General features: G+C 67.1%; 28 protein-coding genes. 12 read left to right on the top strand and 16 right to left on the bottom strand.

The features are described from left to right. Positions 1-277: 277 nt before the first annotated feature. From JAN5088_RS03030 to purC, 13 genes are all read right to left on the bottom strand, one after another. Positions 278-3,157 (bottom strand): Rne/Rng family ribonuclease, encoded by a 2,880-nt coding sequence (locus JAN5088_RS03030; RefSeq protein WP_055681335.1) that lies wholly within the window; start codon positions 3,155-3,157, stop codon positions 278-280. Between the two features lie 453 nt (positions 3,158-3,610). Further along, the gene (locus tag JAN5088_RS18835) at positions 3,611-3,847 is read right to left on the bottom strand and encodes a hypothetical protein (RefSeq protein ID WP_055681334.1); all 237 of its coding nucleotides are present in this window, start codon (positions 3,845-3,847) and stop codon (positions 3,611-3,613) included. Positions 3,848-3,966: 119 nt separating this feature from the next. Beyond that, entirely contained in the window at positions 3,967-4,182 is a 216-nt protein-coding gene (locus JAN5088_RS18830) for a hypothetical protein (protein WP_055681333.1), read from the bottom strand. After that, a complete protein-coding gene (locus tag JAN5088_RS03015; RefSeq protein WP_055681332.1) occupies positions 4,179-4,388 on the bottom strand; it encodes a hypothetical protein in 210 nt (69 codons plus the stop codon). The genes JAN5088_RS18830 and JAN5088_RS03015 overlap by 4 nt, the downstream gene beginning before the upstream one ends. 57 nt (positions 4,389-4,445) lie before the next feature. Further along, positions 4,446-4,640 carry a hypothetical protein gene (locus JAN5088_RS03010; protein WP_055681331.1) on the bottom strand — a complete coding sequence of 65 codons (195 nt, stop codon included), beginning with the start codon at positions 4,638-4,640 and terminating at the stop codon, positions 4,446-4,448. Beyond that, on the bottom strand, positions 4,637-5,971 hold the full coding sequence (locus JAN5088_RS03005; RefSeq protein WP_055681330.1) for a sigma-54-dependent transcriptional regulator: 1,335 nt from the start codon (positions 5,969-5,971) through the stop codon (positions 4,637-4,639). Before JAN5088_RS03005 ends, JAN5088_RS03010 begins: the two co-directional genes overlap by 4 nt. A gap of 13 nt (positions 5,972-5,984) precedes the next feature. Next, on the bottom strand, positions 5,985-7,679 hold the full coding sequence (locus JAN5088_RS03000) for a sensor histidine kinase (protein ID WP_370736402.1): 1,695 nt from the start codon (positions 7,677-7,679) through the stop codon (positions 5,985-5,987). Positions 7,680-7,854: 175 nt separating this feature from the next. Further along, entirely contained in the window at positions 7,855-8,523 is a 669-nt protein-coding gene (gene purQ, locus JAN5088_RS02995; protein ID WP_055681329.1) for a phosphoribosylformylglycinamidine synthase subunit PurQ, read from the bottom strand. Between the two features lie 57 nt (positions 8,524-8,580). Beyond that, positions 8,581-9,615, bottom strand: a complete 1,035-nt coding sequence (locus tag JAN5088_RS02990) for an alcohol dehydrogenase catalytic domain-containing protein (protein ID WP_055681328.1) — start codon at positions 9,613-9,615, stop codon at positions 8,581-8,583. Positions 9,616-9,746: 131 nt separating this feature from the next. After that, on the bottom strand, positions 9,747-9,944 hold the full coding sequence (locus JAN5088_RS02985; RefSeq protein WP_055681327.1) for a CsbD family protein: 198 nt from the start codon (positions 9,942-9,944) through the stop codon (positions 9,747-9,749). Between the two features lie 75 nt (positions 9,945-10,019). Next, complete coding sequence (locus JAN5088_RS02980) at positions 10,020-10,487, bottom strand: hypothetical protein (RefSeq protein WP_055681326.1); 468 nt, start codon at positions 10,485-10,487, stop codon at positions 10,020-10,022. 4 nt (positions 10,488-10,491) lie between these two features. After that, complete coding sequence (gene purS / locus JAN5088_RS02975) at positions 10,492-10,719, bottom strand: phosphoribosylformylglycinamidine synthase subunit PurS (protein ID WP_055681325.1); 228 nt, start codon at positions 10,717-10,719, stop codon at positions 10,492-10,494. Positions 10,720-10,728: 9 nt separating this feature from the next. Continuing rightward, positions 10,729-11,490, bottom strand: a complete 762-nt coding sequence (gene purC, locus JAN5088_RS02970; protein WP_055681324.1) for a phosphoribosylaminoimidazolesuccinocarboxamide synthase — start codon at positions 11,488-11,490, stop codon at positions 10,729-10,731. 135 nt (positions 11,491-11,625) lie between these two features. Between purC and JAN5088_RS02965 the strand changes: the two genes are divergently transcribed. Both JAN5088_RS02965 and bmt read left to right on the top strand, forming a co-directional pair. Further along, positions 11,626-11,952, top strand: coding sequence for a DUF1476 domain-containing protein (locus tag JAN5088_RS02965; RefSeq protein WP_055681323.1), 327 nt, complete (start codon positions 11,626-11,628; stop codon positions 11,950-11,952). Positions 11,953-12,062: 110 nt separating this feature from the next. Further along, positions 12,063-13,076, top strand: a complete 1,014-nt coding sequence (gene bmt, locus JAN5088_RS02960) for a betaine--homocysteine S-methyltransferase (protein ID WP_055681322.1) — start codon at positions 12,063-12,065, stop codon at positions 13,074-13,076. 31 nt (positions 13,077-13,107) lie between these two features. Here the strand turns inward: bmt and JAN5088_RS02955 are convergent, their stop codons facing one another. Beyond that, a complete protein-coding gene (locus JAN5088_RS02955) occupies positions 13,108-14,151 on the bottom strand; it encodes a PA0069 family radical SAM protein (protein ID WP_055681321.1) in 1,044 nt (347 codons plus the stop codon). A 161-nt stretch (positions 14,152-14,312) separates the two neighbouring features. Here JAN5088_RS02955 and JAN5088_RS02950 point away from each other — a divergent pair, with 161 nt between their 5' ends. From JAN5088_RS02950 to JAN5088_RS02940, 3 genes are all read left to right on the top strand, one after another. After that, complete coding sequence (locus JAN5088_RS02950; protein WP_055681320.1) at positions 14,313-15,014, top strand: cobalamin B12-binding domain-containing protein; 702 nt, start codon at positions 14,313-14,315, stop codon at positions 15,012-15,014. A 14-nt stretch (positions 15,015-15,028) separates the two neighbouring features. Next, positions 15,029-15,643, top strand: a complete 615-nt coding sequence (locus tag JAN5088_RS02945) for a glutathione S-transferase family protein (RefSeq protein ID WP_055681341.1) — start codon at positions 15,029-15,031, stop codon at positions 15,641-15,643. A gap of 71 nt (positions 15,644-15,714) precedes the next feature. Beyond that, a complete protein-coding gene (locus JAN5088_RS02940; RefSeq protein WP_055681319.1) occupies positions 15,715-16,224 on the top strand; it encodes a superoxide dismutase family protein in 510 nt (169 codons plus the stop codon). Here the strand turns inward: JAN5088_RS02940 and JAN5088_RS02935 are convergent. Then, complete coding sequence (locus JAN5088_RS02935; protein WP_055681318.1) at positions 16,211-16,708, bottom strand: gluconokinase; 498 nt, start codon at positions 16,706-16,708, stop codon at positions 16,211-16,213. The two genes, JAN5088_RS02940 and JAN5088_RS02935, sit on opposite strands and share 14 nt — an antisense overlap. Before the next feature lie 112 nt (positions 16,709-16,820). Between JAN5088_RS02935 and JAN5088_RS02930 the strand changes: the two genes are divergently transcribed. The 7 genes from JAN5088_RS02930 to grxD all read left to right on the top strand — a co-directional run bounded on the left by JAN5088_RS02930 (position 16,821) and on the right by grxD (position 21,162). Further along, positions 16,821-17,033 carry a hypothetical protein gene (locus JAN5088_RS02930; RefSeq protein ID WP_055681317.1) on the top strand — a complete coding sequence of 71 codons (213 nt, stop codon included), beginning with the start codon at positions 16,821-16,823 and terminating at the stop codon, positions 17,031-17,033. Further along, complete coding sequence (locus tag JAN5088_RS19180; protein WP_306455442.1) at positions 17,034-17,363, top strand: YbjQ family protein; 330 nt, start codon at positions 17,034-17,036, stop codon at positions 17,361-17,363. It abuts the gene before it with no gap. Continuing rightward, positions 17,360-17,986 carry a DUF1638 domain-containing protein gene (locus JAN5088_RS02920; RefSeq protein WP_055681316.1) on the top strand — a complete coding sequence of 209 codons (627 nt, stop codon included), beginning with the start codon at positions 17,360-17,362 and terminating at the stop codon, positions 17,984-17,986. The genes JAN5088_RS19180 and JAN5088_RS02920 overlap by 4 nt, the downstream gene beginning before the upstream one ends. Positions 17,987-18,055: 69 nt before the next feature. After that, positions 18,056-20,230: a phosphoribosylformylglycinamidine synthase subunit PurL gene (gene purL / locus JAN5088_RS02915; protein ID WP_055681315.1), complete on the top strand. Its 2,175-nt coding sequence runs from the start codon at positions 18,056-18,058 to the stop codon at positions 20,228-20,230. Between the two features lie 62 nt (positions 20,231-20,292). Then, positions 20,293-20,535, top strand: a complete 243-nt coding sequence (locus JAN5088_RS02910; protein ID WP_055681314.1) for a BolA family protein — start codon at positions 20,293-20,295, stop codon at positions 20,533-20,535. Further along, entirely contained in the window at positions 20,532-20,807 is a 276-nt protein-coding gene (locus JAN5088_RS02905) for a hypothetical protein (RefSeq protein ID WP_055681313.1), read from the top strand. The genes JAN5088_RS02910 and JAN5088_RS02905 overlap by 4 nt, the downstream gene beginning before the upstream one ends. Then, on the top strand, positions 20,800-21,162 hold the full coding sequence (gene grxD / locus JAN5088_RS02900) for a Grx4 family monothiol glutaredoxin (protein WP_055681312.1): 363 nt from the start codon (positions 20,800-20,802) through the stop codon (positions 21,160-21,162). Before JAN5088_RS02905 ends, grxD begins: the two co-directional genes overlap by 8 nt. A gap of 50 nt (positions 21,163-21,212) precedes the next feature. Here grxD and JAN5088_RS02895 read toward each other — a convergent pair whose 3' ends face one another. Then, positions 21,213-21,434 carry a hypothetical protein gene (locus tag JAN5088_RS02895; protein WP_055681311.1) on the bottom strand — a complete coding sequence of 74 codons (222 nt, stop codon included), beginning with the start codon at positions 21,432-21,434 and terminating at the stop codon, positions 21,213-21,215. Positions 21,435-21,529 lie beyond the last annotated feature (95 nt).

Genomic DNA, 21,529 nt, shown 5'->3' with positions numbered 1-21,529 from the left:
CCCGAGGGTCTAAGTATAAGGGGGTGCCACCTCGCTATCGAAGTGGCACCCCCGCACATTTTCAGGAGAGCTTTGTCGCTATCTACCCCATGCTGGCGTGGATCAAGACACCAGCGGTTAGTGCTATGCGGTCTTGTTGATCAGCCCTTTCAGCCTGACCACCTTGCCAGAAGGACTTAGGCTCATCTCACCTTCGAACAAAGCAACCGAGCCATCAATATTTACCGTCAGGGGCTGGCCGACCCGGCCCCCTTTCGTCATCGCATGTCGGCAGGGGTCAGCCGCCGAAGCTCCACCAGCCCTTGCGCTTGGGCTTTTCCACGTCGGCAGACTGAACCTCGGCCGCCCGTTCGGGCTCCGGCGCGGCAGCCGGCTCGGGTGCGGGCTCCGGTTCGGGGGCTGCGTCCGTCGCGGCCTCCACGGCCTCAGCCGCTTCCTCGACGACGGGCGACACCTTCGCAGGCGCCTTGGCGCGGGCGCGCGACCGGGGTTTGGGTTTCTCCGACGCGGGTTCGGCCTCCGGCTGCGGTTCCGGCTCGGTGGCGGCTGCCTCGGGTTCGGCCGGCGCGGCCCCCTCCGTCGTTTCGACCTTCTTCGACCGGGACCGGCTGCGCGACCGCGACTTGGGCTTCGGCGCCTCTTCCGATGCGGTCTCCTCCGCTTGCGGTTCCGCCGCCTCGGGTTGCGTGTCGGCCGTCACGGGCTCCTGCGGCTCGGTCGTGTCGCCATCCGATGCGTCCTGCGCGGAGGGGTCGCGTTCGCCTTGTCCGTTCTGATCGGTGCCGTTGCCGGACTTCTTGCGGCGCGACCGGCGACGGCGCTTCTTCTTCGGCGCACCCTCGCCGTTCCCCTGCTCGCCATCGCGGACGGCTTCCCCGTCGTCGTTGTCGGTGTCGGCCTCGGTCTCGCCCGTCTCGGCATCTTCTGCGTCGGCCTCGGCCCAGGGATCGCCGGTGTCCTCTTCCTCCTCGACCGCGTCCTGATCGTCCGACGTCCAGGAGGTGTCGGTGCCAACGATGTTGCCGGGTGCCTTCGGGACGATCCGGGTCGCGGTCTTGAACTTCTCGATGGAATAATCGGGCGCCACTAGATGGGTGTCGGCCACGACCCGGACGGCCATATCATAGCGCATCTCGATGCCGGTGAGATGCTCGCGCTTGTCGTTCATCAGATAGTTGGCGATGTCGACCGGCACCTTCAGCAGCACCTCGCGCGACCGTTTGCGGACGCCCTCCTCCTCCAGCGCGCGCAGAATCTGCAGCGAGACGGAATCGTCTGAGCGGATCATGCCTGTGCCGTGGCAATGCGGGCAGGATTGCGTCGACGCCTCCAGCATGCCAGGGCGCAGACGTTGGCGCGACATCTCCAGCAGACCGAAGCCCGATATGCGGCCCATCTGGATGCGCGCCCGATCGTTCTTGAGCGCGTCCTTCAGGCGTTTCTCCACGGCGGCGTTGTTCTTGCGCTCGTCCATGTCGATGAAGTCGATCACGATCAGGCCGGCCAGGTCGCGCAGGCGCATCTGGCGGGCGGCTTCGTCGGCGGCCTCGAGGTTGGTCTTGGTCGCCGTCTCCTCGATGGAGCCTTCCTTGGTGGATTTGCCGGAGTTCACGTCGATGGCCACCAGCGCCTCGGTGGTGTCGATGACGATGTACCCCCCCGACTTGAGCTGGACCGTCGGGTTGAACATGCCCGACAGATAGGATTCGACGCCGTGCTTGGCGAACAGCGGCTGGCTGTCGGTATGCTGCTTCACGTTCTTGGCGTGCGACGGCATGATGAGCTTCATGTATTCCTTGGCGTCGCGGTATCCCGCCGCCCCATCCACGATGACCTCGTCGATGTCACGATTGTAGAGGTCGCGGATCGAGCGGTGGATCAGGTTGCCTTCCTCGTAGATCGGCGCGGGAGCGATGGAATTCAGCGTGAGTTCGCGCACCTGCTCCCACTGGCGCTGCAGGTATTCGTAGTCGCGCTTGATCTCGGTCTTGGTCCGTTTGGCCCCGGCGGTGCGCACGATCAGGCCCGCGCCCTGCGGCACGTCGATCTCCTGCGCGATCTCCTTGAGCTTCTTGCGGTCGACGGCGTTGGTGATCTTGCGGCTGATGCCGCCGCCGCGCGCCGTGTTTGGCATCAGGACGCAGTAGCGACCGGCCAGCGACAGATAGGTCGTCAGCGCCGCCCCCTTGTTGCCGCGCTCCTCCTTGACGACCTGGACCAGCATGATCTGCCGGACCTTGACAACTTCCTGGATCTTGTACTTGCGGGCCTTGGGGCGCGGGGCACTGCGGACGGGGCGGACGTCCTCGGCCTCGTCCTCGTCTCCCACCTGCTCGACGCTGTCGTCCTTGTCGACGGCCTTCTTGCGGCTGCGCGAACGGGACGTGCGCCTGGGCGCAAGATCCTCCACCGGGCCTGCGTCGGCATCGTCGTCGAGGTCGACGGTCTCCATCCCCGACGGCTCGGGGCGGTCGTCCTGGCTGACGGTCTCGTCTTCCAGGCCGGTGTCCTCGGCGATGGTCGTGACCTTTTCGTCGTCGCCGTCGTCGCTGTCGTCGCGGGGGTCGCGATCGCGGGCCAGACCTTCGGCCTCCGTCGCGGCTTCGGAGATATCTGCCGCGCCACCGCTGACCACGCCGGATTCGGAGGTTTCCGCCACGGCGATGGCCTCGCCGGCGATGGGCTGCTCCTCGGGCGTCACCTCGTCGTCCGGGGTGTCGGATTTCCTGCGCGACCGCGACCGCGACCGGCTGCGCGAACGGGACTTCTTCGCAGGCTCGCCGTCATCGGACGCGGAAGCGCCGTTGTCGTCGGTCGCATCGTCATCCTCGGCTGCATTGGCGTCGTCCGCGTCGGCTTCCTCCTGCGCGAGCGCGCGTTCCTCGGCCAGGATCGCATCCCGGTCGGCCTTGGGGATCTGGTAGTAGTCAGGGTGAATTTCCGAGAAGGCGAGGAAACCATGACGGTTTCCGCCATAGTCCACGAAAGCCGCCTGTAGGGACGGCTCCACCCGCGTGACCTTGGCCAGATAGATGTTGCCTGCAAGCTGCCGCTTGTTCAGGCTTTCGAAATCAAATTCCTCGACCTTGTTTCCATCCGCCACCACGACCCGGGTTTCCTCCGGGTGGGTGGCATCGATCAGCATCTTTTTCGCCATTGTTCTTTCCGCGACAGCGGACCGGCGCCCCGGGGGGCGCAAGGTGGGCATGTCGTCTTGATGGGGCGTGCGCAGGCGACGTCGCGGCGGGGCGGACTGGCCGCATCCCATCCGTCGCTGTCATGTCCTGCATCATCGCGGCTCTCACTCCGACCCTTCCCCGGTTGTCGGCAGGGGCGGGTCCGTTCAATGCCCGGATGTTGGTCCGGGCGTCTCTCCGAAGGCGGCTTTCGCACGTCTTCGCAAACTTCCCCCGATGCGCGGGCCGCTATTGGACGCGGGTGATGCACGGGGAAGAATCCCAACCGGTCCCGATCGTCGAACCTGCGACGACACGACCGTGCATCCTGTTTGTGACAATTCCGTCGCCGTTGCAATGGCGGATGCATGGACGGGCCGTCCGGATCAGAACAGGCCGTGGCAGACAACCGGTGGCGGAGCGGCGTAATCCGTTTACTCCGCCTCCCTATCGCCGCAGATCCACTCGGCAACCGTCCGCCGATGGTCGGAAGGCCCGGATAGGGTCTTTCCATGCCGGATGAACGGCGCCAGCCACGGCCGATCATGCCCGTGCACCCGGAGCAGCCGAGCCACCAGCGTGGCCGGCGGCGGGGCGGACAGGTCGAAGACATGGAACGTCTCGGTCGTCACCCCGGCGAGCGGCTCGGGCAGGCGGAAGGGGACGGGCACGAGCAGCGAGACGTACCCGTGGCATCCAGAACGAAGACGACATCGGCGTCGGCGGGAAGGGAGAAGACTTCCTCCATCGGTTCGTCCCAGTCGTTCGCGAGCGGGCCGGCCAGGGGCCGTTACATCTGGATGGGCGATGCGAGAAGCGCGGTCACCGTGCCGAGGTCCGTCGATGCATCCACAGCGGGCCGTTTCAGGTGGACGGACGCGGCGTCGGTATAGGCGTGGATGGCCTGCATCGAGCCTCGCCTCCAAACACCCCCCGCCAAGATCACGACGTCCTTTCCTGAAAGGTCGAGCCGGTCCGGCATGATCGACGCTTCGGCCACGGTCATCCGTAATTGCCAGTTGCGGGCCGCATCGAAGGCCTGGGGCTGAGGAAGGACGCCATCATTCCGAAAAGAACGACTGCCCCGGCGGTTCGCACCCACAGCTTGCCGAAGAACACGGCCCAGAGGCCGGCGACCAGAAGGACGATGAGGAGACCAAAGTACCCCGCGACAATCGCCAGGGCCACCATGATGTCGGACTCGGAGATCATCGACGACCCTGTGACCCGTTCTCGTCCGCCCGCAAGGGGGCCGCACGGTCCTGCCCGTCAGTCGTGGCCGCGATGCGCCGGAGCGGAGTCTGATGCACGCGTCCGGCCCTGCAGCCGCGCCGACACGCCGCGCCCCGCGAAGACGATCAGCGTCACGACCGCCGCCGCGAGGAGGGCCGGAACGATCACGGCAAGAGCGATGAGTTCGTCCAGCCCAGAATAGCCGCCGACGGCTTCCAGCGGAAACCTCACAGGTAGTTTCCACGGCTCAGGCCATACTTCGCCATCTTCTCGTTCAGGGTCCGACGGGGCAGCGAAAGCTCATCCATGACGCCCGCGATGGACCCGCGGTGGCGGCGCATGGTGTTGTCGATCAGCATGCGCTCGAACGCCTCGACGTATTCCTTGAGCGGCTTGCCCTCGGTCGTGACCTGAACCGTCTCGCCCTGCTCCTGCGTGTCCGACATCAGGAGGGACGAGATCGACCCCGTTCCCCGCCGCTGCTGCAACACTGCCCGTTCGGCCAGGTTGATGAGCTGGCGCACGTTGCCGGGCCAGGGTGCCTGCAAAAGCTGCGCCGCCTCCTGCGCCGAGAGTTGCGGCGGGGTGGCGCCGTATTCCTCGCCGAAGCTTTCCGCGAAATGGGTGAACAGCGTCAGCACGTCCTCGCCCCGGTTGCGCAGCGGGGGAAGCACCAGCTTCATCGCCGCCAGCCGGAAGAACAGGTCGGGCCGCAGCGAATCCTCCAACGACTTCTCGGGGTCCGATCCGTTGTGGATGGCCACGATGCGCGTCTCCGCCGGGGTGCCCTGGTCGTTGATGAAGGTCAGAAGGCGGGCCTGGAGCGCCAGCGGCAGCGCCTCCACGTCCTCCAGCACCAGCGTGCCGCCGCGCGCCTCCTCGACCAGCGGCAGGCGGCCGTCGGCGGCGGGGCCGAACAGGCGGGCGCCCAGTTCCTCTTCGCCCATGGCCGCGCAGGACGTGAGCGAGAAGGTCTTGCCCTGGCGCGGCCCCACGGCGTGCAGCGCATGGGCGACCAGCGTCTTGCCCGTACCCGTCTCACCGTCGATCAGGACGTGGGTGTCCGCCTGCCCCAGGTCCAGGATGTCCTCACGCAGGCGTTCCATTGCGGGGCTGGTGCCGATCAGCTTGCGCATCAGGACGGTGCCGTCAGACAGTTCCCGCCGCAGCATCCGATTGTCGAGCGTCAGCTTGCGCGCCTGCGCCGCGCGGCGGGCCAGATCGGTCAGGCGATCGGGATTGAAGGGCTTCTCCATGAAGTCATAGGCGCCCAGCTGCATCGCCTCCACCGCCATGGGCACGTCGCCGTGGCCGGTGATCATAATGACGGGAAGCGAGGAATCCGCGCTCATCAGCCGCTTGAGGAAGGTCATGCCGTCCATCCCCGGCATTCGGATGTCGCTGATGACGACGCCGGGATAGTCGGGGGTGATCTTCTTGAGCGCCTCGTCGGCGCTGGCATAGGTCTCGGTCGCGAAGCCCGACAGCGCGAGCCACTGGCTTATGGACTGCCGCATGTCCTGCTCATCGTCGACGATGGCGATACGGGTCTGCTCGGCCATGGAAAGTCCTCACTTACTCGGCTGCGTCCAATGCCATATTTATCGCGGGAAGCCGAACTTCAAACACCGCGCCGCCGCGCGCCGAGTTTCGCGCGGTCAACCGCCCACCGAGGTCGTTGACGATGCCCGAGGAAATCGCCAGCCCGAGGCCGATGCCCTCACCCGGCTTCTTGGTGGTGTAGAACGGTTCGAACAGCTTTTCGGGCTGGTCCAAGCCATGGCCGGTGTCGCGGACGGCCAGCACGACATCCTCGCCCGCCGTCAGCAGGATGTCGAGTTCCCGGTCGTCCACGCCCTTCATCGCATCCAGCGCGTTGCGCACAAGGTTGATGATCACCTGCTCCAGCCGCAGGCGGTCGGCGATGACCATGACCGGCGTCTCGGGGATGATCTGGCTGAGGCGGATCTTGTCCTGACGCAACTGCGGCTCCATCAGCGTCAGAGCCGACGACAGCGCCTCGCGCACGTCCACCGGCTCGAAGGCGTCGCCGCCCTTGCGGGCATAGGATTTCAACTGGCGCGTGATCGCCCCCATCCGTTCGATCAGATCGTCGATGCGCTGGAACGACGACATCGCCTCGTCCGCCCGCCGTCGTTGCAGGAGCAGCCGCGCGCCGGCAAGATATGTCTTCATCGCGGCGAGCGGCTGGTTAAGCTCATGGCTGACGGCGGCCGACATTTCTCCCAGGGCGGCCAGCTTGGACGATTGCGCCAGCGATTGCTCGGTCTCCTTCAACTCCTCCTGCACGCGCTTTCGTTCGGCCACCTCGCGCGAGAGACGTTCGTTGAGACGGCGAAGCTGCACGGATTCGCGTTGGAACAGCATGGACCGCAGGGTCGAGCGGCGGTTGAGCAGGTAGAAGCCGAGCGCCAGCAGCAAGGCGAACCCCATGATGATAAGGGCGAGCACACCGTTCACCCGTTCGCGCACCGATTCGTAGGTGGTGAAGCTGACCAGCCGCCAGCCGCGAAACGGCACCCGCGTCTCCAGCTGGATCAGCGCGCTGCCCGAGAAATAGCCGTCGTTGACGTCCGGCCCGAAAGCCCCAGTCGTGACCAGCGCGCGTTCCAGCGCCGAGGGCACCGAGGTCGCGTTGATGGCATCCTCGAGCTGCTGCCCGCGCCAGCGCGGCTCGGTCGACAGGATCACGGTGCCGCTGGCGTCGGTGACGGCCACGGCGGCGATGGTGCCGCGCCAGCGCGACTCGAACTGGGCGAGGTTGACCTGAACCTGCAACACGCCCAATTGCCGCGGCCCGTCCTGCACCACGCGGCTGAAGCTGGCCTCATATGCTCCGGAGGCGGAGGGAAAGATGGTGAAGACGGTGTCCGTCGTCTCGATCGCCTCGGTGAAGAAGGGGCTGGTGGCATGGATGCTGCCCAGTTGTTCCCGGTCGGTGGCCGCGACGGTGCGCCCGTCCATGTTCAGAAGACGGATCGAAGCGGCGCCGATCTCGTCCACATAGGAAATCAGGCGCTGGCTCGAGGTCGAGAAATCCCTGGCATTCAATGCGGCGATCAGGGTCGGGTCGCGCGACAGCAGCAGCGGCACGACGGAGTTGCGCTGAAGCTCCGACAGGATGGCCCCGGCATAGAGCGACTGGCGCAGTTCCGCCCGCTGGCGCGTGGTCTCGACCAGGCGTTCGGTCAGCAGGATGTTGACGATCCAGATCGCGGCGAAGGCGGCCACGATCATCAGCACGATCATGATACGGATGGCCCAGGGCAGCCGCAGCTTGACCCGGTCCGGCGGCTGACCGTCCGCCGCGATGTCGCCATCGGGGACCGCGGCGGTGCGGGTCTTGCTGCGCCAGAACATGATCCTGTCTAGCCCCGCCTGCCTCACCGCTCAACCCATGGCGGCGGAAAGGCGCCGTGGGATGTCATGCCGAAACCAGCGCCCCTGCCAGCCCCCGGAACAGCGCCACGCCGTCGGTGTTGCCGTGCAGCGGATCGGCGGCGCGTTCGGGATGGGGCATCATGCCCAGCACGCGCCGGTTGGGCGACAGGACGCCCGCGATGCCATCCGTCGCCCCGTTGGGCGTGACGACGTAGCGGAAGGCAATCAGGTTGTCGTCGTTGAGCCGCTTCAGCGTTTCCTCGTCGCAGGTGTAGTTGCCGTCGTGGTGCGCGATGGGAACGCGGATGACGTCGCCCTTGCCGTAGCCCGCGGTGAAGGCGCTCTCGGTCTCCTCCACCCTCAGGTCGACGGTCTGACAGATGTATTTCAGGCCGGAGTTCCGCAGCAGGGCACCGGGAAGCATCCCCGCCTCGGTCAGGATCTGGAAGCCGTTGCACGGTGCGAAGACGTAACCGCCACGATCGGCATGCAGCTTGAGCGCCTGCGCGATGGGTGAGCGCGCGGCGATGGCGCCGCAGCGCAGATAGTCGCCATAGCTGAACCCGCCGGGCACGCCCACGACATCCACGCCGTCGGGCAGCGCGGTTTCCTTGTGCCAGACCATCTCCGTCTCGAATCCGGCGGCGCGGAAGGCCACGGCGAGGTCGCGGTCGCAGTTGGAACCGGGAAAGACGAGGACGGCGGCCTTCATGTGCAATCTTTCGGCTTCGGGCAGGGGTCTGGACCCCGGCCCCGGTTGATACGGACCTCAGCCACCGAAATCGGTGATGACGGCCATGCCCGGTGGCGTCGGCCCGTTGAACGCCGCCAGTTCGGCCGACGTATCCGACAGCGCCACCTCGCGCGCGATGAGCGGGGACATATCCACCACCCCGGCCGTGATCAATCCCAGCAGTGAAGGATAGCGCCACGACGGCATCCCGCGCGTGCCGAAAAGGGCAAGGTTGCGCGCGTAAACGGTGCTCATGTCGATGTTCATCCAGGCGGTGTGACCCACGGGCATCCCCACCTGCACGTGGCGGCCGAGGGCGCGCAGGCAGTCCAGCGATGAGTTGACCGTGGCTGCGATGCCGAGCGCCTCGACGCTGACATGGGCGCCGCCGCCGGTGATCTCGCGGATGCGAGCGGCGGTGTCGTCACCGGCCATTACCGCGGCATCGATGCCCAGCGACAGCGCGTGGTCGAGCTTTTCGCGCACCACGTCGACCACCACGACATGCGCGCCCAGCGCCTTGCCAAGCAGCGCCGCCGACAGCCCCACGCCCCCCGTGCCGTGCACGGCCAGCCATTCCCCCGCCTGCAACGCCGCCCGCCCCGTCAAAGCGTGCCAAGACGTCGTGACGCGGCACCCCAGCCCGGCCGCGACCATGGGCGACAGGCTTTCGGGCAGGCGGGCCAGGTTGTGATCCATTGGCACGGCCACGTATTCCGCGAAGGCGCCGGGTTCGATGAAGCCGGGAAGGCGCTGGTTCGGGCAGGTGTTCTGATGGCCCGACTGGCAGGAAGGACACGCGCCGCAGGCCAGGATGAAGGGTGCCACGACGCGGTCGCCCTTGGCCCAGCGGGAGTCGCGCCCGACTTCGACCACCTCGCCGCAGTATTCGTGGCCCCCGATCTGTCCGGGCTTCACGCGCGGATGCTCCCCCACCCATCCGTGCCAGTCGGATCGGCAGATGCCGCAGGCGATGGTCCTGAGGACTACGCCGTCGGGCGGACAGTCCGGATCGGGGACATCCTCGATCGACAGGGGCTCGTTGTAGGTTCTCAGGACGGCGGCGCGCATGGTGGATCCTCCCCGGCGGGCAGGATGGCGGCCGGCGCCGGTTTGTAAAGGCCGCGTGACGGTCCGCACAACGCAAATGGCCCGGCACCATTCCGGGTGCCGGGCCATCGAAAGACATCGTCAGGGACGGGTCACATGTTGTTGATCCAGTCGTCGACCTTGCGCTTGGCACCTTCCTTGGTGTCTCCGTAACGCTCCTGGATCTTGCCTTCCAGAACGTCGCGGTCACCGTCGGCCTGCTGCAGGTCGTCATCCGTCAATTCGCCCCACTGCTGCTTGGCCTTGCCCTGCATCTGCTTCCAGTTGCCTTTGACCTGATCCCAATTCATGGCGTCTCTCCTGATTTGTTGAGAAGTTCTGGAGGGATAACGCCGGGACCACCGGAACGTTCCGTGTCCCGCAAGCTAGAGCGCAGTGCGATCGCCGAAATCGGCGGGAAGCCGCAGGCGGCTGCGATGGCCCGACATGGTCGCCCGGAACGGCAGGACGAACCGATGCGTCGCGCGGGTGTGGATCAGCAGGGTCAGACCCCCTGCCGGGTGGGGCACGACGGTCACGTCGCGAATGTCTTCCGGGGCAAGATGCGGCCCCTTCGGCATTACCCGGACGCCCGTGCCGTCGATCCGCAGCCCGCCGCCGCGCGGCGTGATCCGGCCCATGACGACGATGACGGCGATGGCCCCCAGCATGATCGGCACGTTGACCCAGCCGATGTCGATGCCGAAGTCGATGGCCCGCACGAAGGCCAGCGCCGTGGCCAGCGCGACGATCGCCATGGCCCAGCGAAGGATCCACCAGTCCCCCTCCGACCACGGAAGCCAGAGATCGCCGTAGCGGCCCCGGAACTCCGCGAAGCTGAGGGGGTCGGGCATCGCCTCACATCTCGATGCTGTAGCTCTCGATCACCGTGTTCGCCAGCAGACGCTCGCACATCGCGGTCACGTCGGCCTGCGTCGTGCCGGATGCGAGGTCCAGCTCGATCAGCTTGCCTTGGCGCACGCCCTCGACCCCATCGAAACCCAAGGCGCCCAGTGCATGACGCACCGCCTCGCCCTGTGGGTCGAGAACGCCGGACTTCAGCATGACGGTGACTTTCGCTTTCATCGGCGGGCCTCAGTTGATCAGGTGCGGCTTGGTCGCGGGGGCGGAGTTGCTGGGCAGGACGCCAAGGCGCCGCGCCACCTCGGTATAGGCGTCGGTAAGCGACCCCAGGTCGCGGCGGAACACGTCCTTGTCGAGTTTCTTGCCCGTCTCGATGTCCCACAGGCGACAACTGTCGGGGCTGATCTCGTCGGCCAGGATCAGGCGCTGGTAGTCGCCGTCCCAGACGCGGCCGACCTCGATCTTGAAGTCCACCAGCTTGATTCCGACGGCCAGCATGCAGCCCGACAGGAAGTCGTTGACCCGCAGCGCCAGCGCCACGATGTCGTCCAGGTCCTGCTGCGAGGCCCAGCCGAAGGCGATGATATGCTCCTCGGCCACCAGCGGGTCGCCCAGCTTGTCGTCCTTGTAGCAGAACTCGATAATGGGGCGCGGCAGGGGTGTTCCCTCCTCGATCCCGAGGCGCGTGGACAGGCTGCCGGCGGCGACGTTGCGGACGATGATCTCCAGCGGGATGATCTCGACCGCGCGGATCAGCTGCTCGCGCATGTTCAGGCGCTTGATGAAATGCGTGGGCACGCCGATGGCGTTGAGGCCGACCATGAAGAACTCCGACAAGCGGTTGTTCAGCACGCCCTTGCCGTCGATCACGTCCTTCTTCTGCGCGTTGTAGGCGGTCGCGTCGTCCTTGAAATACTGGACCAGCGTTCCCGGCTCGGGCCCTTCATAGAGGATCTTGGCCTTGCCTTCGTAGACCTTCTTGCGTCTGGCCATGATGTCTCCGGGGGTGTTGTCGTACGGGTTGCGGCGGACATAGGCTCTAACGGCGGCTGCCGCAAGCGAAGCGGCTTGCAGGCGGCGCACGGCACGCCCATACCCGAGGAAACGCACCCAGACCCGGAGGCCCCGATGTCCAACAGCTTCGACGAACGCAAGAACAGCTTCGAGAACAAGTTCGCCCACGACGCCGAGCTTCAGTTCCGGGTCGAGGCGCGGCGCAACCGCCTGCTGGGCGAATGGGCGGCCGAGTTGATGGGCAAGGACGGCCCGGAGCGCGAGGAATACGCGAAGGAGGTCGTCAAGGCCGACTTCGAGGAGGCGGGCGACGACGACGTGCTCCGCAAGGTTGCGGGCGATCTGGGCGCGCGGATGCCTACCGCCGAAATACGTGCCAAGATGGACGCCCTGATGGTCGTCGCCAAGGAGCAGGTCATGAACGAGCATCTCAAGGAATGACCCTCGGGCCATGCTTGGCCCGACGCTCATGTTCTTCATGCGAATTATGAATTTGCGCCCGGGTCCGGGCTGCGGCATTGGAACGGACCCCTGACTGCGGAGCCGTGCCCATGACCGATGCCCTCACCGACCTTCTGAAGACGCGCGACTGGCTGCTGACGGACGGCGCGACGGGGACCACCCTGTTCAACATGGGGCTGGAGTCGGGCGATTCGCCCGAGTTCTGGAACGACACCAGGGTCGACGACATCCGTGCCCTTTACCGCGGCCCGGTCGAGGCGGGGTCGGACCTGTTCCTGACCAACACCTTCGGCGGAAACGCCGCCAGGCTGAAGCTGCACGGTGCCCAGGCCCGCGCGCGGGAGTTGTCGCGCAAGGGCGCCGAGATCGGTCGTGAGGTGGCCGATGCCGCCGGTCGCCCCGTGATCGTCGCCGGGTCGATGGGCCCGACCGGTGAGATCATGGCGCCCATGGGCCCGCTGACTCACGACCTGGCCGTCGAGATCTTCCACGAGCAGGCCGAGGGGCTGAAGGAAGGCGGGGCCGACGTCCTTTGGGTCGAGACGATCTCTTCGCCCGAGGAGCTGCGCGCCGCAGGCGAGGCCGCGCATCTGGCGGGGATGCCCTGGTGCGTGACCATGAGCTTCGACACCGCCGGGCGCACCATGATGGGCACCACCTCGGCCGAGATGACGCGCATCGTGGGCAAGCTGGCGCATAAGCCGGTGGCCTACGGCGCCAATTGCGGCGTGGGTGCGTCGGACCTGATCCGCACGGTCCTCGGCTTCGGCGAGACCGACCGCCCCCTGATCGCCAAGGGCAACGCCGGCATTCCGAAGTTCCACGACGGCCACATCCACTACAACGGCACGCCGGAGTTGATGGCCGAATACGCCGTGATGGCGCGCAACGCGGGCGCGACGATCATCGGCGGCTGCTGCGGCACGACGCCCGACCACCTGCAAAAAATGCGCGCCGCGCTGGACGAGACGCCGAAGGGCCCGGCGCCGACGCTCGACCATGTGGCCGAACGGCTGGGCGGGTTCTCGTCGGGCAGCGATGGGACGGACGGCAACGCGCCCACCCGCGACCGGACCGGCAGTCGGCGCCGGGCGCGCGGCTGACCCCCGACGCAGGCAGACCGTGCCCCCGCTTTCAGAACAGCGACATCTGCGCGCCGGGCACCGCGAACAGGTCGGTGCGGAGCGGCGGCAGGTGCCGGACCAGTCCCGCCTCACGGCAAGCCCGCTCGAACCGCGCACGCAACAATTCCGCATGGACTCCCCTGCCACGCATCCGGTCGCCGAACCCCGCGTCATAGAGCTTGCCGCCGTGGTATTCCCGCACCCGGTTCAGCACCTTTCGGGCGCGGTCCGGCACATGCGCGCGCAGCCATTCCTCGAACAGGGGCGCGACCTCCAGCGGCAGGCGCAGGGGGATCATGCTGGCCGCGACGGCGCCCGCATCGGCGGCGGACCGCAGGATGCGCTCCACCTCGTGATCGGTCAGGCCGGGGATGACGGGGCTGACCATCACGCGGACGTGGACGCCCGCCTGCGCCAGCCGCTCGATCGCCTTCAGACGCCGGCTCGGCACCGGCACGCGCGGCTCCAGCGCGCGGGCGAGCCGGTCGTCCAGCGTCGTGACCGACAGGCCCACGCGGCAAAGCTCCGGCCCCATGTCCGTGAGGATGTCGATGTCGCGCTCGACCAGCGTGCCTTTTGTGGTGATGCCGACCGGGTGCCGGTGATCGCGCAGCACCTCCAGAAGGTCACGCATGATGCGCCGGTCGCGCTCGATGGGCTGGTAAGGGTCGGTGTTGGTGCCGATGGCGATCAGCTTCGGGACGTAGGACCTGGCCCCCAGCTCACGCCGCAAGGCGACGGCCGCGTTGGGCCGGGCGATCAGCTTCGTCTCGAAGTCCAGCCCCGGCGACAGCCCCAGCCAGGCGTGCGTCGGGCGGGCGAAGCAATAGATGCAACCGTGTTCGCAGCCGCGATAGGGGTTGATCGAGCGGTCGAACCCGATGTCGGGGGATTTGTTGGTGGCGATGACGCGGCCGACCATCTCCTCCCGCACCTCGGTGTCGATCCGGTCGGGCAAGGGCGCATCGCTGACGAACCGGTCGTAGCGGCTCGCGTCGTTCGAAAGCGCGCCGCGCGCGGCACGGCGGGGGCGGTCAGGCGCTCGATATCCCATTCCGGCGGTCCTCCGATTGCGCTGCTGGATAAGAACATAAATAGAACATTAACCGCGACAGGGCAAGCGGCGTCGCCCGTCGCCCGCGCCATGTCGCTTTCCGCGCTGACCGCACCCCGGTCGCGCATCACATCATCGGAAACACCCCCGGAGGTTGCCCCATGTCCGACGACGACGACATCATCCTGGCCGATCTCGACGACGAGGAACTCGTCGCGCAGATGTACGACGACCTCTACGACGGCCTGAAGGAGGAGATCGAGGAGGGCGTGAACATCCTGCTCGCGCGCGGGTGGGAGCCCTATGACGTCCTCACCAAGGCGCTCGTGGGTGGCATGACCATCGTGGGCAACGACTTTCGCGACGGTATCCTGTTCGTGCCGGAGGTCCTTCTGGCCGCGGGCGCGATGAAGGGCGGCATGGCCATCCTGAAGCCCCTGCTGGCCGAGACCGGCGCGCCCCGCGTGGGCAAGATGGTCATCGGCACGGTCAAGGGCGACATCCACGACATCGGCAAGAACCTCGTCGCGATGATGATGGAGGGCGCGGGGTTCGAGGTCGTGGACCTGGGCATCAACAATGCCGCCGACAAGTATCTTGACGCGCTGCGGACCGAGGGCGCGGACATCCTGGGCATGTCGGCCCTGCTGACCACGACGATGCCCTACATGAAGGTCGTGATCGACACGCTGATCGCCGAGGGGATGCGCGACGATTATATCGTTCTGGTCGGCGGCGCCCCCCTGAACGAGGAGTTCGGCCGCGCCATCGGTGCCGACGCCTACTGCCGCGACGCCGCCGTCGCGGTCGAGACGGCGAAGGAGTGGATGGCGCGCAAGCACAACCAGATGACGGCGGGGTGACGGCGGGGGCAGGCATGACACCGATCCTGCACCTTGCGCGCGGCACGATCTCGATGTGCGTCCAAGCCGCGCTGGAGGAGGCGAACCTGCCGCACCGGCTGCATTGGGTGGACTTCGCCGCGGGGCAGCAGCGTGCGCCAGACTACCTTGCCGTCAACCCCAAGGGGCGGGTGCCCGCGCTCGTCACCGATCGGGGCGTGCTGACCGAGACGCCAGCCCTCCTGGAATGGATCGCGGGCATCGCTACGCCGCGCCTCATGCCGTCCGACCCGTGGCTTGCGGCCCGCGTGCGGGAAACAATGTCCTATCTCGCCTCCACCGTCCATGTGGCCCATGCCCACAAGATGCGCGGCAGCCGCTGGGCCGACGATCCCGGCGCCCGCGACGCGATGCGTGACAAGGTGACGTCGAACATCGCTGACTGCGCGGCGTATCTTGACGCGCAACTCGATGGCGACTGGGTAGGGCGGGCATTCGGTGTGGCTGACCTGTATCTCTGGAACGTGGCATGCTGGTTTCCGGGTGACGGAGTGCCGCTCGATCCCTTTCCCCGGCTGCACGCGCATCACGACCGGGTCGCCGCCCGCCCGGCCGTCGCTCGGGTGATCGCGCTCCACACGGCGGATTGACGGGCGCGCGGACCTTTCCGCCCGTTCGGCGCGTTGGCACCGGAACATCCCACCATTGAAGGAGATTTCCGATGCGCTTAAATCCCGTCCTTCCCCTTGTCCTGTCGGCCGTCATTGCCGCGCCGGCTTTCGCCGACAATCACGTCGGCCCGCGCCTGACCGGCGAGATCGTCAACCCAGCGGGCGAGAACATCGGCTCGGTCTCGCTGTTCGAGACGGCGTCCGGCGTGATCCGCGTCAACGTGCAGGCCACTGGCCTGGCCCCCGGCGCACATGGCGTCCACATCCACGAAACAGGCGTGTGCGAGGGCGACTTCTCGTCCGCCGGCGGCCACCTGTCGGGTGGGATGGAGCATGGCCTGGTGGCGGGTGGCCCGCATCCCGGCGACCTGCCCAACGGCTTCGTCGGGGACGATGGCGTCCTGTCGATGGAGGCGCTGACCACCCGCGTCGACATCAATCAGATCGAGGATGAAGACGGTTCCGCGCTTGTCATCCATTCCGGCCCCGACGACTACGAAAGCCAGCCGGCCGGCGATGCGGGCGATCGCGTGGCCTGCGCCGTGCTCAGCGCGAGCTGAAGCCGAGCCGCTCGACAGCCTGCGCCAGCAGGTCGTCGGGCGGCAGCGTCAGGTCCAGGGTGACGGCATCTTCGTCCTCCCCAGGCGGCTCCAGCGTCTCAAGCTGGCTGTCGAGGAGGGAGACCGGCATGAAATGCCCCTTCCGCCGCCCCATGCGCTCCTCGATCACCTCGCGTGGTCCCGTCAGATGCACGAACGTCACCGGTCCGGCCACGGCGCGGATACGGTCGCGATAGGCGCGTCTCAGGGCTGAACACGCGACCACGATGATGCCCTCCCCCAGCATCGCCTGCCCCACCCGGTCCAGCCACGGCCAGCGATCTTCATCGGTCAGCGGCTGTCCGGCGGCCATCTTGTCGACGTTCGATTGCGGATGCAGGTCGTCGCCTTCCACGAAGCGGCCGCCCAGGTGTTCGGCCAATCCGGCGGCGATCAGGCTCTTGCCGGTCGACGTCACGCCCATCACGACGATCTTGCGGTGCATATGTTCTCCCCTTTCCAATGAGGCTGGCCATTTCCCGCGTCATGTCAACGCGGTTGGAATGACGCCGCCGCACCGCCATATTGGGAACACCTTTCCGAAGGATGTTCCGCCGATGCCCCTCGACCGCCTTGTCCTGATCCTGTTCATCGTCATCTGCGCGGCGGGTGCCACCATCTGGCTGGCGGCCATCGTCATGGCCAGCTTCACCCTGCCGTTCGGCATGGTGGCGCTGATCCCGGCGCTTCTGGTCATCTACGTCCTCTGGCGCGTGATCGCGGACCGGCTGCGTAGCGGGGAGGACGACCATTATGACAGGATGGACTGAATGACCGACGCGACGATGATGCTGACCACCACCGACGGCGTGGCCGGGCGCGACATCGCGCAATGTTTGGGGCTGGTCCGCGGGTCGACCGTGCGCGCCAAACACATCGGATCGGACATCGTCGCCAGCCTTCGCAACATCGTCGGCGGCGAGGTGCGGGAGTACGCTTCGCTTCTGGCCGGCGCGCGCGAGCAGGCGATCGACCGGATGGTGGCCGAGGCGCGGCTGCTGGGCGCGGACGCGGTCGTGGGCATCCGGCTGGAGACGTCGACCATCACGCAGGCCGCCTCCGAAGTCGTGGCCTACGGCACGGCGGTCCGGCTGGCGTGATCACGGACGCCTCCCTGACCCGCGACGGGCTGGAGGCGGAGGGAGGCGGCCGGGTCCTGGTCATCGCCTGCGGGGCGCTGGCGCATGAGATCCTCGCGATCAAGGCGGCGAACGCTCTCGACCATATCGACCTGCACTGCCTTCCCGCCATCCTGCACAACCGGCCCGACCGCATCGCCCCTGCCGTCGAGGCGGCGCTGGATGCGCGCGCCGGCGCCTACGACCGCGCCTTCGTCGCCTATGCCGACTGCGGAACCGGCGGGGCCTTGGCGCGTGTCTGCGCCGAACGTGGCGTGGGGATGATCGAGGGCCCGCATTGCTACGCCTTCTTCGAGGGGCAGGACGCCTTTGCCGCCCGCGACGAGGTGGATGCCTTCTACCTGACGGATTTCCTCGCCCGCCAGTTCGACGCGTTCGTCACGAGGCCGCTGGGTCTCGACCGTCATCCGGAGTTGCGGGAGGCGTATTTCGGCAATTACGCCAAGGTCGTCTACCTGGCGCAGACCGACGATCCGGCGCTGACGACGCGGGCGCAGGCAGCCGCCGAAACGCTGGGCCTTGCCTTCGAGCGACGCTTCACCGGCCTCGGCCCCTTCGCGTCGGCGCTGCACGGCGCACGGTAGCCTGTAAGCGGCCCTTTGCCTTCGCTTCCGGGCGGGGGTAAAGGGGCGCAGTGCCAGCCGGAGACCGCGATGCAAGACCCTGCCATCACCCCCGACCTGATCGCGGCCCACGGGCTGAAGGACGAGGAGTACCAGCGCATCCTCGACATCATCGGGCGGGAGCCGTCGTTCACCGAACTCGGTATCTTCTCGGCCATGTGGAACGAGCATTGTTCCTACAAATCCTCCAAGAAGTGGCTGCGGACGCTGCCGACCGAGGGACCGCAAGTGATCTGCGGGCCGGGCGAGAACGCAGGCGTCGTGGATATCGGCGAGGGCGCCGATGGCGAGAAGCTGGCCGTCGTCTTCAAGATGGAGAGCCACAACCACCCCAGCTATATCGAGCCCTATCAAGGCGCCGCGACCGGCGTGGGCGGCATCCTGCGCGACGTGTTCACCATGGGCGCGCGACCCGTGGCGGCGATGAACGCGCTGTCGTTCGGGTCGCCCGACCACCGCAAGACGCGCCGACTGGTTCACGGCGTCGTCGAAGGGATCGGCGGCTACGGCAACTGTTTCGGCGTGCCGACCGTGGGCGGAGAGGTACGCTTTCATCCCAGCTATGACGGCAACTGCCTCGTCAATGCCTTCGCCGCGGGGATCGCGCGGGCGGATGCGATCTTCTATTCCGCCGCATCGGGCGTCGGCCGGCCCGTCGTCTATCTGGGCGCCAAGACCGGCCGCGACGGCGTGGGCGGGGCGACCATGGCCTCGGCCGAGTTCGACGACACCATCGAGGAGAAGCGCCCGACCGTGCAGGTGGGCGACCCCTTCACCGAAAAGCGCCTGATGGAAGCAACGCTGGAGCTGATGGCCACGGGCGCCGTCGTCTCGATCCAGGACATGGGGGCCGCGGGCCTGACCTGCTCGGCGGTCGAGATGGGGGACAAGGGCGGGCTTGGCATCCGGCTCGACCTCGACCGCGTGCCGGTGCGCGAACAGGCGATGACCGCCTACGAGATGATGCTGTCGGAAAGCCAGGAGCGGATGCTCATGGTTCTCGACCCCGCGCTGGAGGAGGCCGCCCGTGCGGTGTTCGACAAATGGGACCTCGACTTCGCCATCGTGGGCGAGACCATCGCCGAGGACCGCTTCGTCGTCGTCCACAAGGGCGAGACCCGGGCCGACCTGCCCCTGTCCACCCTGGCCAGCAGCGCGCCGGAATACGACCGCCCGTGGGAGCCCTCCCCCGTGCCCACGCCGATGACCCCGGTGGAGGAGGTCGAGCCGATGGAAGGCCTGCGCGCCCTGATCGGCAGCGTGAACTACTGCGCGCGCGACTGGGTCATCCGGCAATACGACACGCAGGTGATGGGCGACACCGTCGACCTGCCCGGCCTCGACGCGGGCGTGATCCGCATTCACGGCACCAACCGCGGGCTGGCCTTCACCTCCGACGTGACGCCCCGCTACGTACTGGCGAACCCCGTCGAAGGCGGCAAGCAGGCGGTGGCCGAAGCCTATCGCAACCTCGTCGCCAAGGGCGCGCGGCCGCTCGCCACGACAGACAACCTGAACTTCGGCAACCCGGAAAAGCCCCGGATCATGGGGCAGCTCGTCGGCGCGCTGGACGGTATCGGTCAGGCCTGCCGCGCGCTCGACATGCCCATCGTATCCGGCAACGTGAGCCTCTATAACGAGACCGACGGCAAGGGCATCGACCCCACCCCCACCATCGGCGCCGTCGGCCTCATCGACGACCTGTCGGAGCGGATCGCCGGCCCCCTGCTCGACGGGATGCTGGCGCTGCTTCTGGGGGCCGAGGGGACGCATCTGGGCCAGTCGGCCCTGCTCGCGGAACACTTCGGCCAGGCGGACGGCGATGCCCCGCCCGTCGATCTGGATGTGGAACGCGCGCATGGCGAGTTCATTCTGGCCAACCGCACGCTCATCTCGGCCTGCACGGACCTGTCGGACGGCGGGCTGGCGCTTGCCGCCTTCACGCTGGCGGAAAGCGCGGGGCTGGGGGTCACGCTCGACGTCACGGGTACCGCGGCGCTGTTCGGCGAGGATCAGGGCCGCTATCTCATCGCCTGCACCTTCGATGCGGCAGAGGCGCTGATGGTCGCGGCGGGTCAGGCCAGCGTGCCTTTATCTATGGTCGGGCAGTTCGGCTCCGACATGGTCAGGATGGGCCGGGACGAAGCACCGATGGCCGACCTCTCGACGCTCTATCGCGGGACGTTCGAGACGGTGTTCGGCTGATCGGCCGCCTTGCCCTGCGCGCCCCGAGACCATAGCTTTGAGAGACAGACAGGAGCAACGCCATGGCCATGCAATCCCACGAGATCGAGGCCCTGATCCGGGAGACCTTTCCCGACGCGCAAATCACCATCACCGATCTCGCGGGGGACGGAAACCACTATGCCGCGGAGGTGGTCGACGCCTCCTTCAAGGGCATGTCGCGCGTGGCGCAGCAGCGGGCGGTCTATGCCGCACTCAAGGGTCGGATGGATGGCGCCAACGGCGAGCTTCACGCGCTGGCGCTGACGACGCGGGCGCCGGGGTGACCGCGCTGGCGGCAGGGATAGGCGCGTTCATCGTCGCGCTGCTTCTCGGGCGAGCCATCTGGATCCTGCGGGCCGAGACGCGGCAAGGGCACGACGGGCGCCCCCGTGGCATCCCGCCGGGAACCGGCTATACGCAGATCGACAGCAACTATTCTTCGGGTCTGGGCGGCGGCCATCAGCTGATCACCCGGGTTCCGAAGGACCCTCAGGAATACGCGCGCGCGTTCGTGCCGCGCCACAACGGACACCACAGGAGCGAGAGCGATGGCTGACGCGAAGACCCGGATCGACGAAATGGTCAAGGCACAGGACGTCGTCCTGTTCATGAAAGGCACCAAAACGATGCCCCAATGCGGATTTTCCAGCAAGGTCGCGGGCGTGCTGAACTACATGGGCGTGGATTACGCAGATGTGAACGTGCTGGACGACGCGGACATCCGGCAGGGCATCAAGGACTATTCCGAATGGCCCACGATCCCGCAGCTTTACGTCAAGGGCGAATTCGTCGGCGGCTGCGACATCATCACCGAGATGACGCTGTCGGGGGAACTCGACACGATGCTGGAACAGAAGGGCGTGGCCTTCGACAAGGACGCCGCCGAGAAGATCCGCGAAGCCAACGCCTGACCCGCCATCGTGCCCCGGCGGCCCCTTGGGTCGCCGGGGTGCAGCGACGGTCAGCCGTCGTCGCCTTCGTCCGGCTGTGACCGGTCGCAGAAGTCCAGGCAGATTATGTCGTCGCGCAGCAGTTGTTTCTGGATGTCGGCCGACTGCTTGCCCAGACCGCCCGCCACCGTACTGCCTACGGCCAGTCCCAGAACGCTGATCGCCGCCGTCAGGACGACCCAGTCCACGGTCACGGCGCCGGTTTCGGCGTGGATGAAATCAATGGCGGTCATCGGGTGTCCCAGGCTGTTGTCCCGCCTTCATGACGGTCCAGTCAGCCTAAACTATGGCGCGGCGCGCATCCGATGGGGTGAATTGTCGGCACCCT

The sequence above is a fragment of the Jannaschia rubra genome (genome assembly GCF_001403735.1).
Taxonomy (GTDB): Bacteria; Pseudomonadota; Alphaproteobacteria; order Rhodobacterales; family Rhodobacteraceae; genus Jannaschia; species Jannaschia rubra.
The sequence above is the reverse complement of the archived record's forward strand: the minus strand, read 5'-3'. Positions and strand labels throughout refer to the sequence as shown.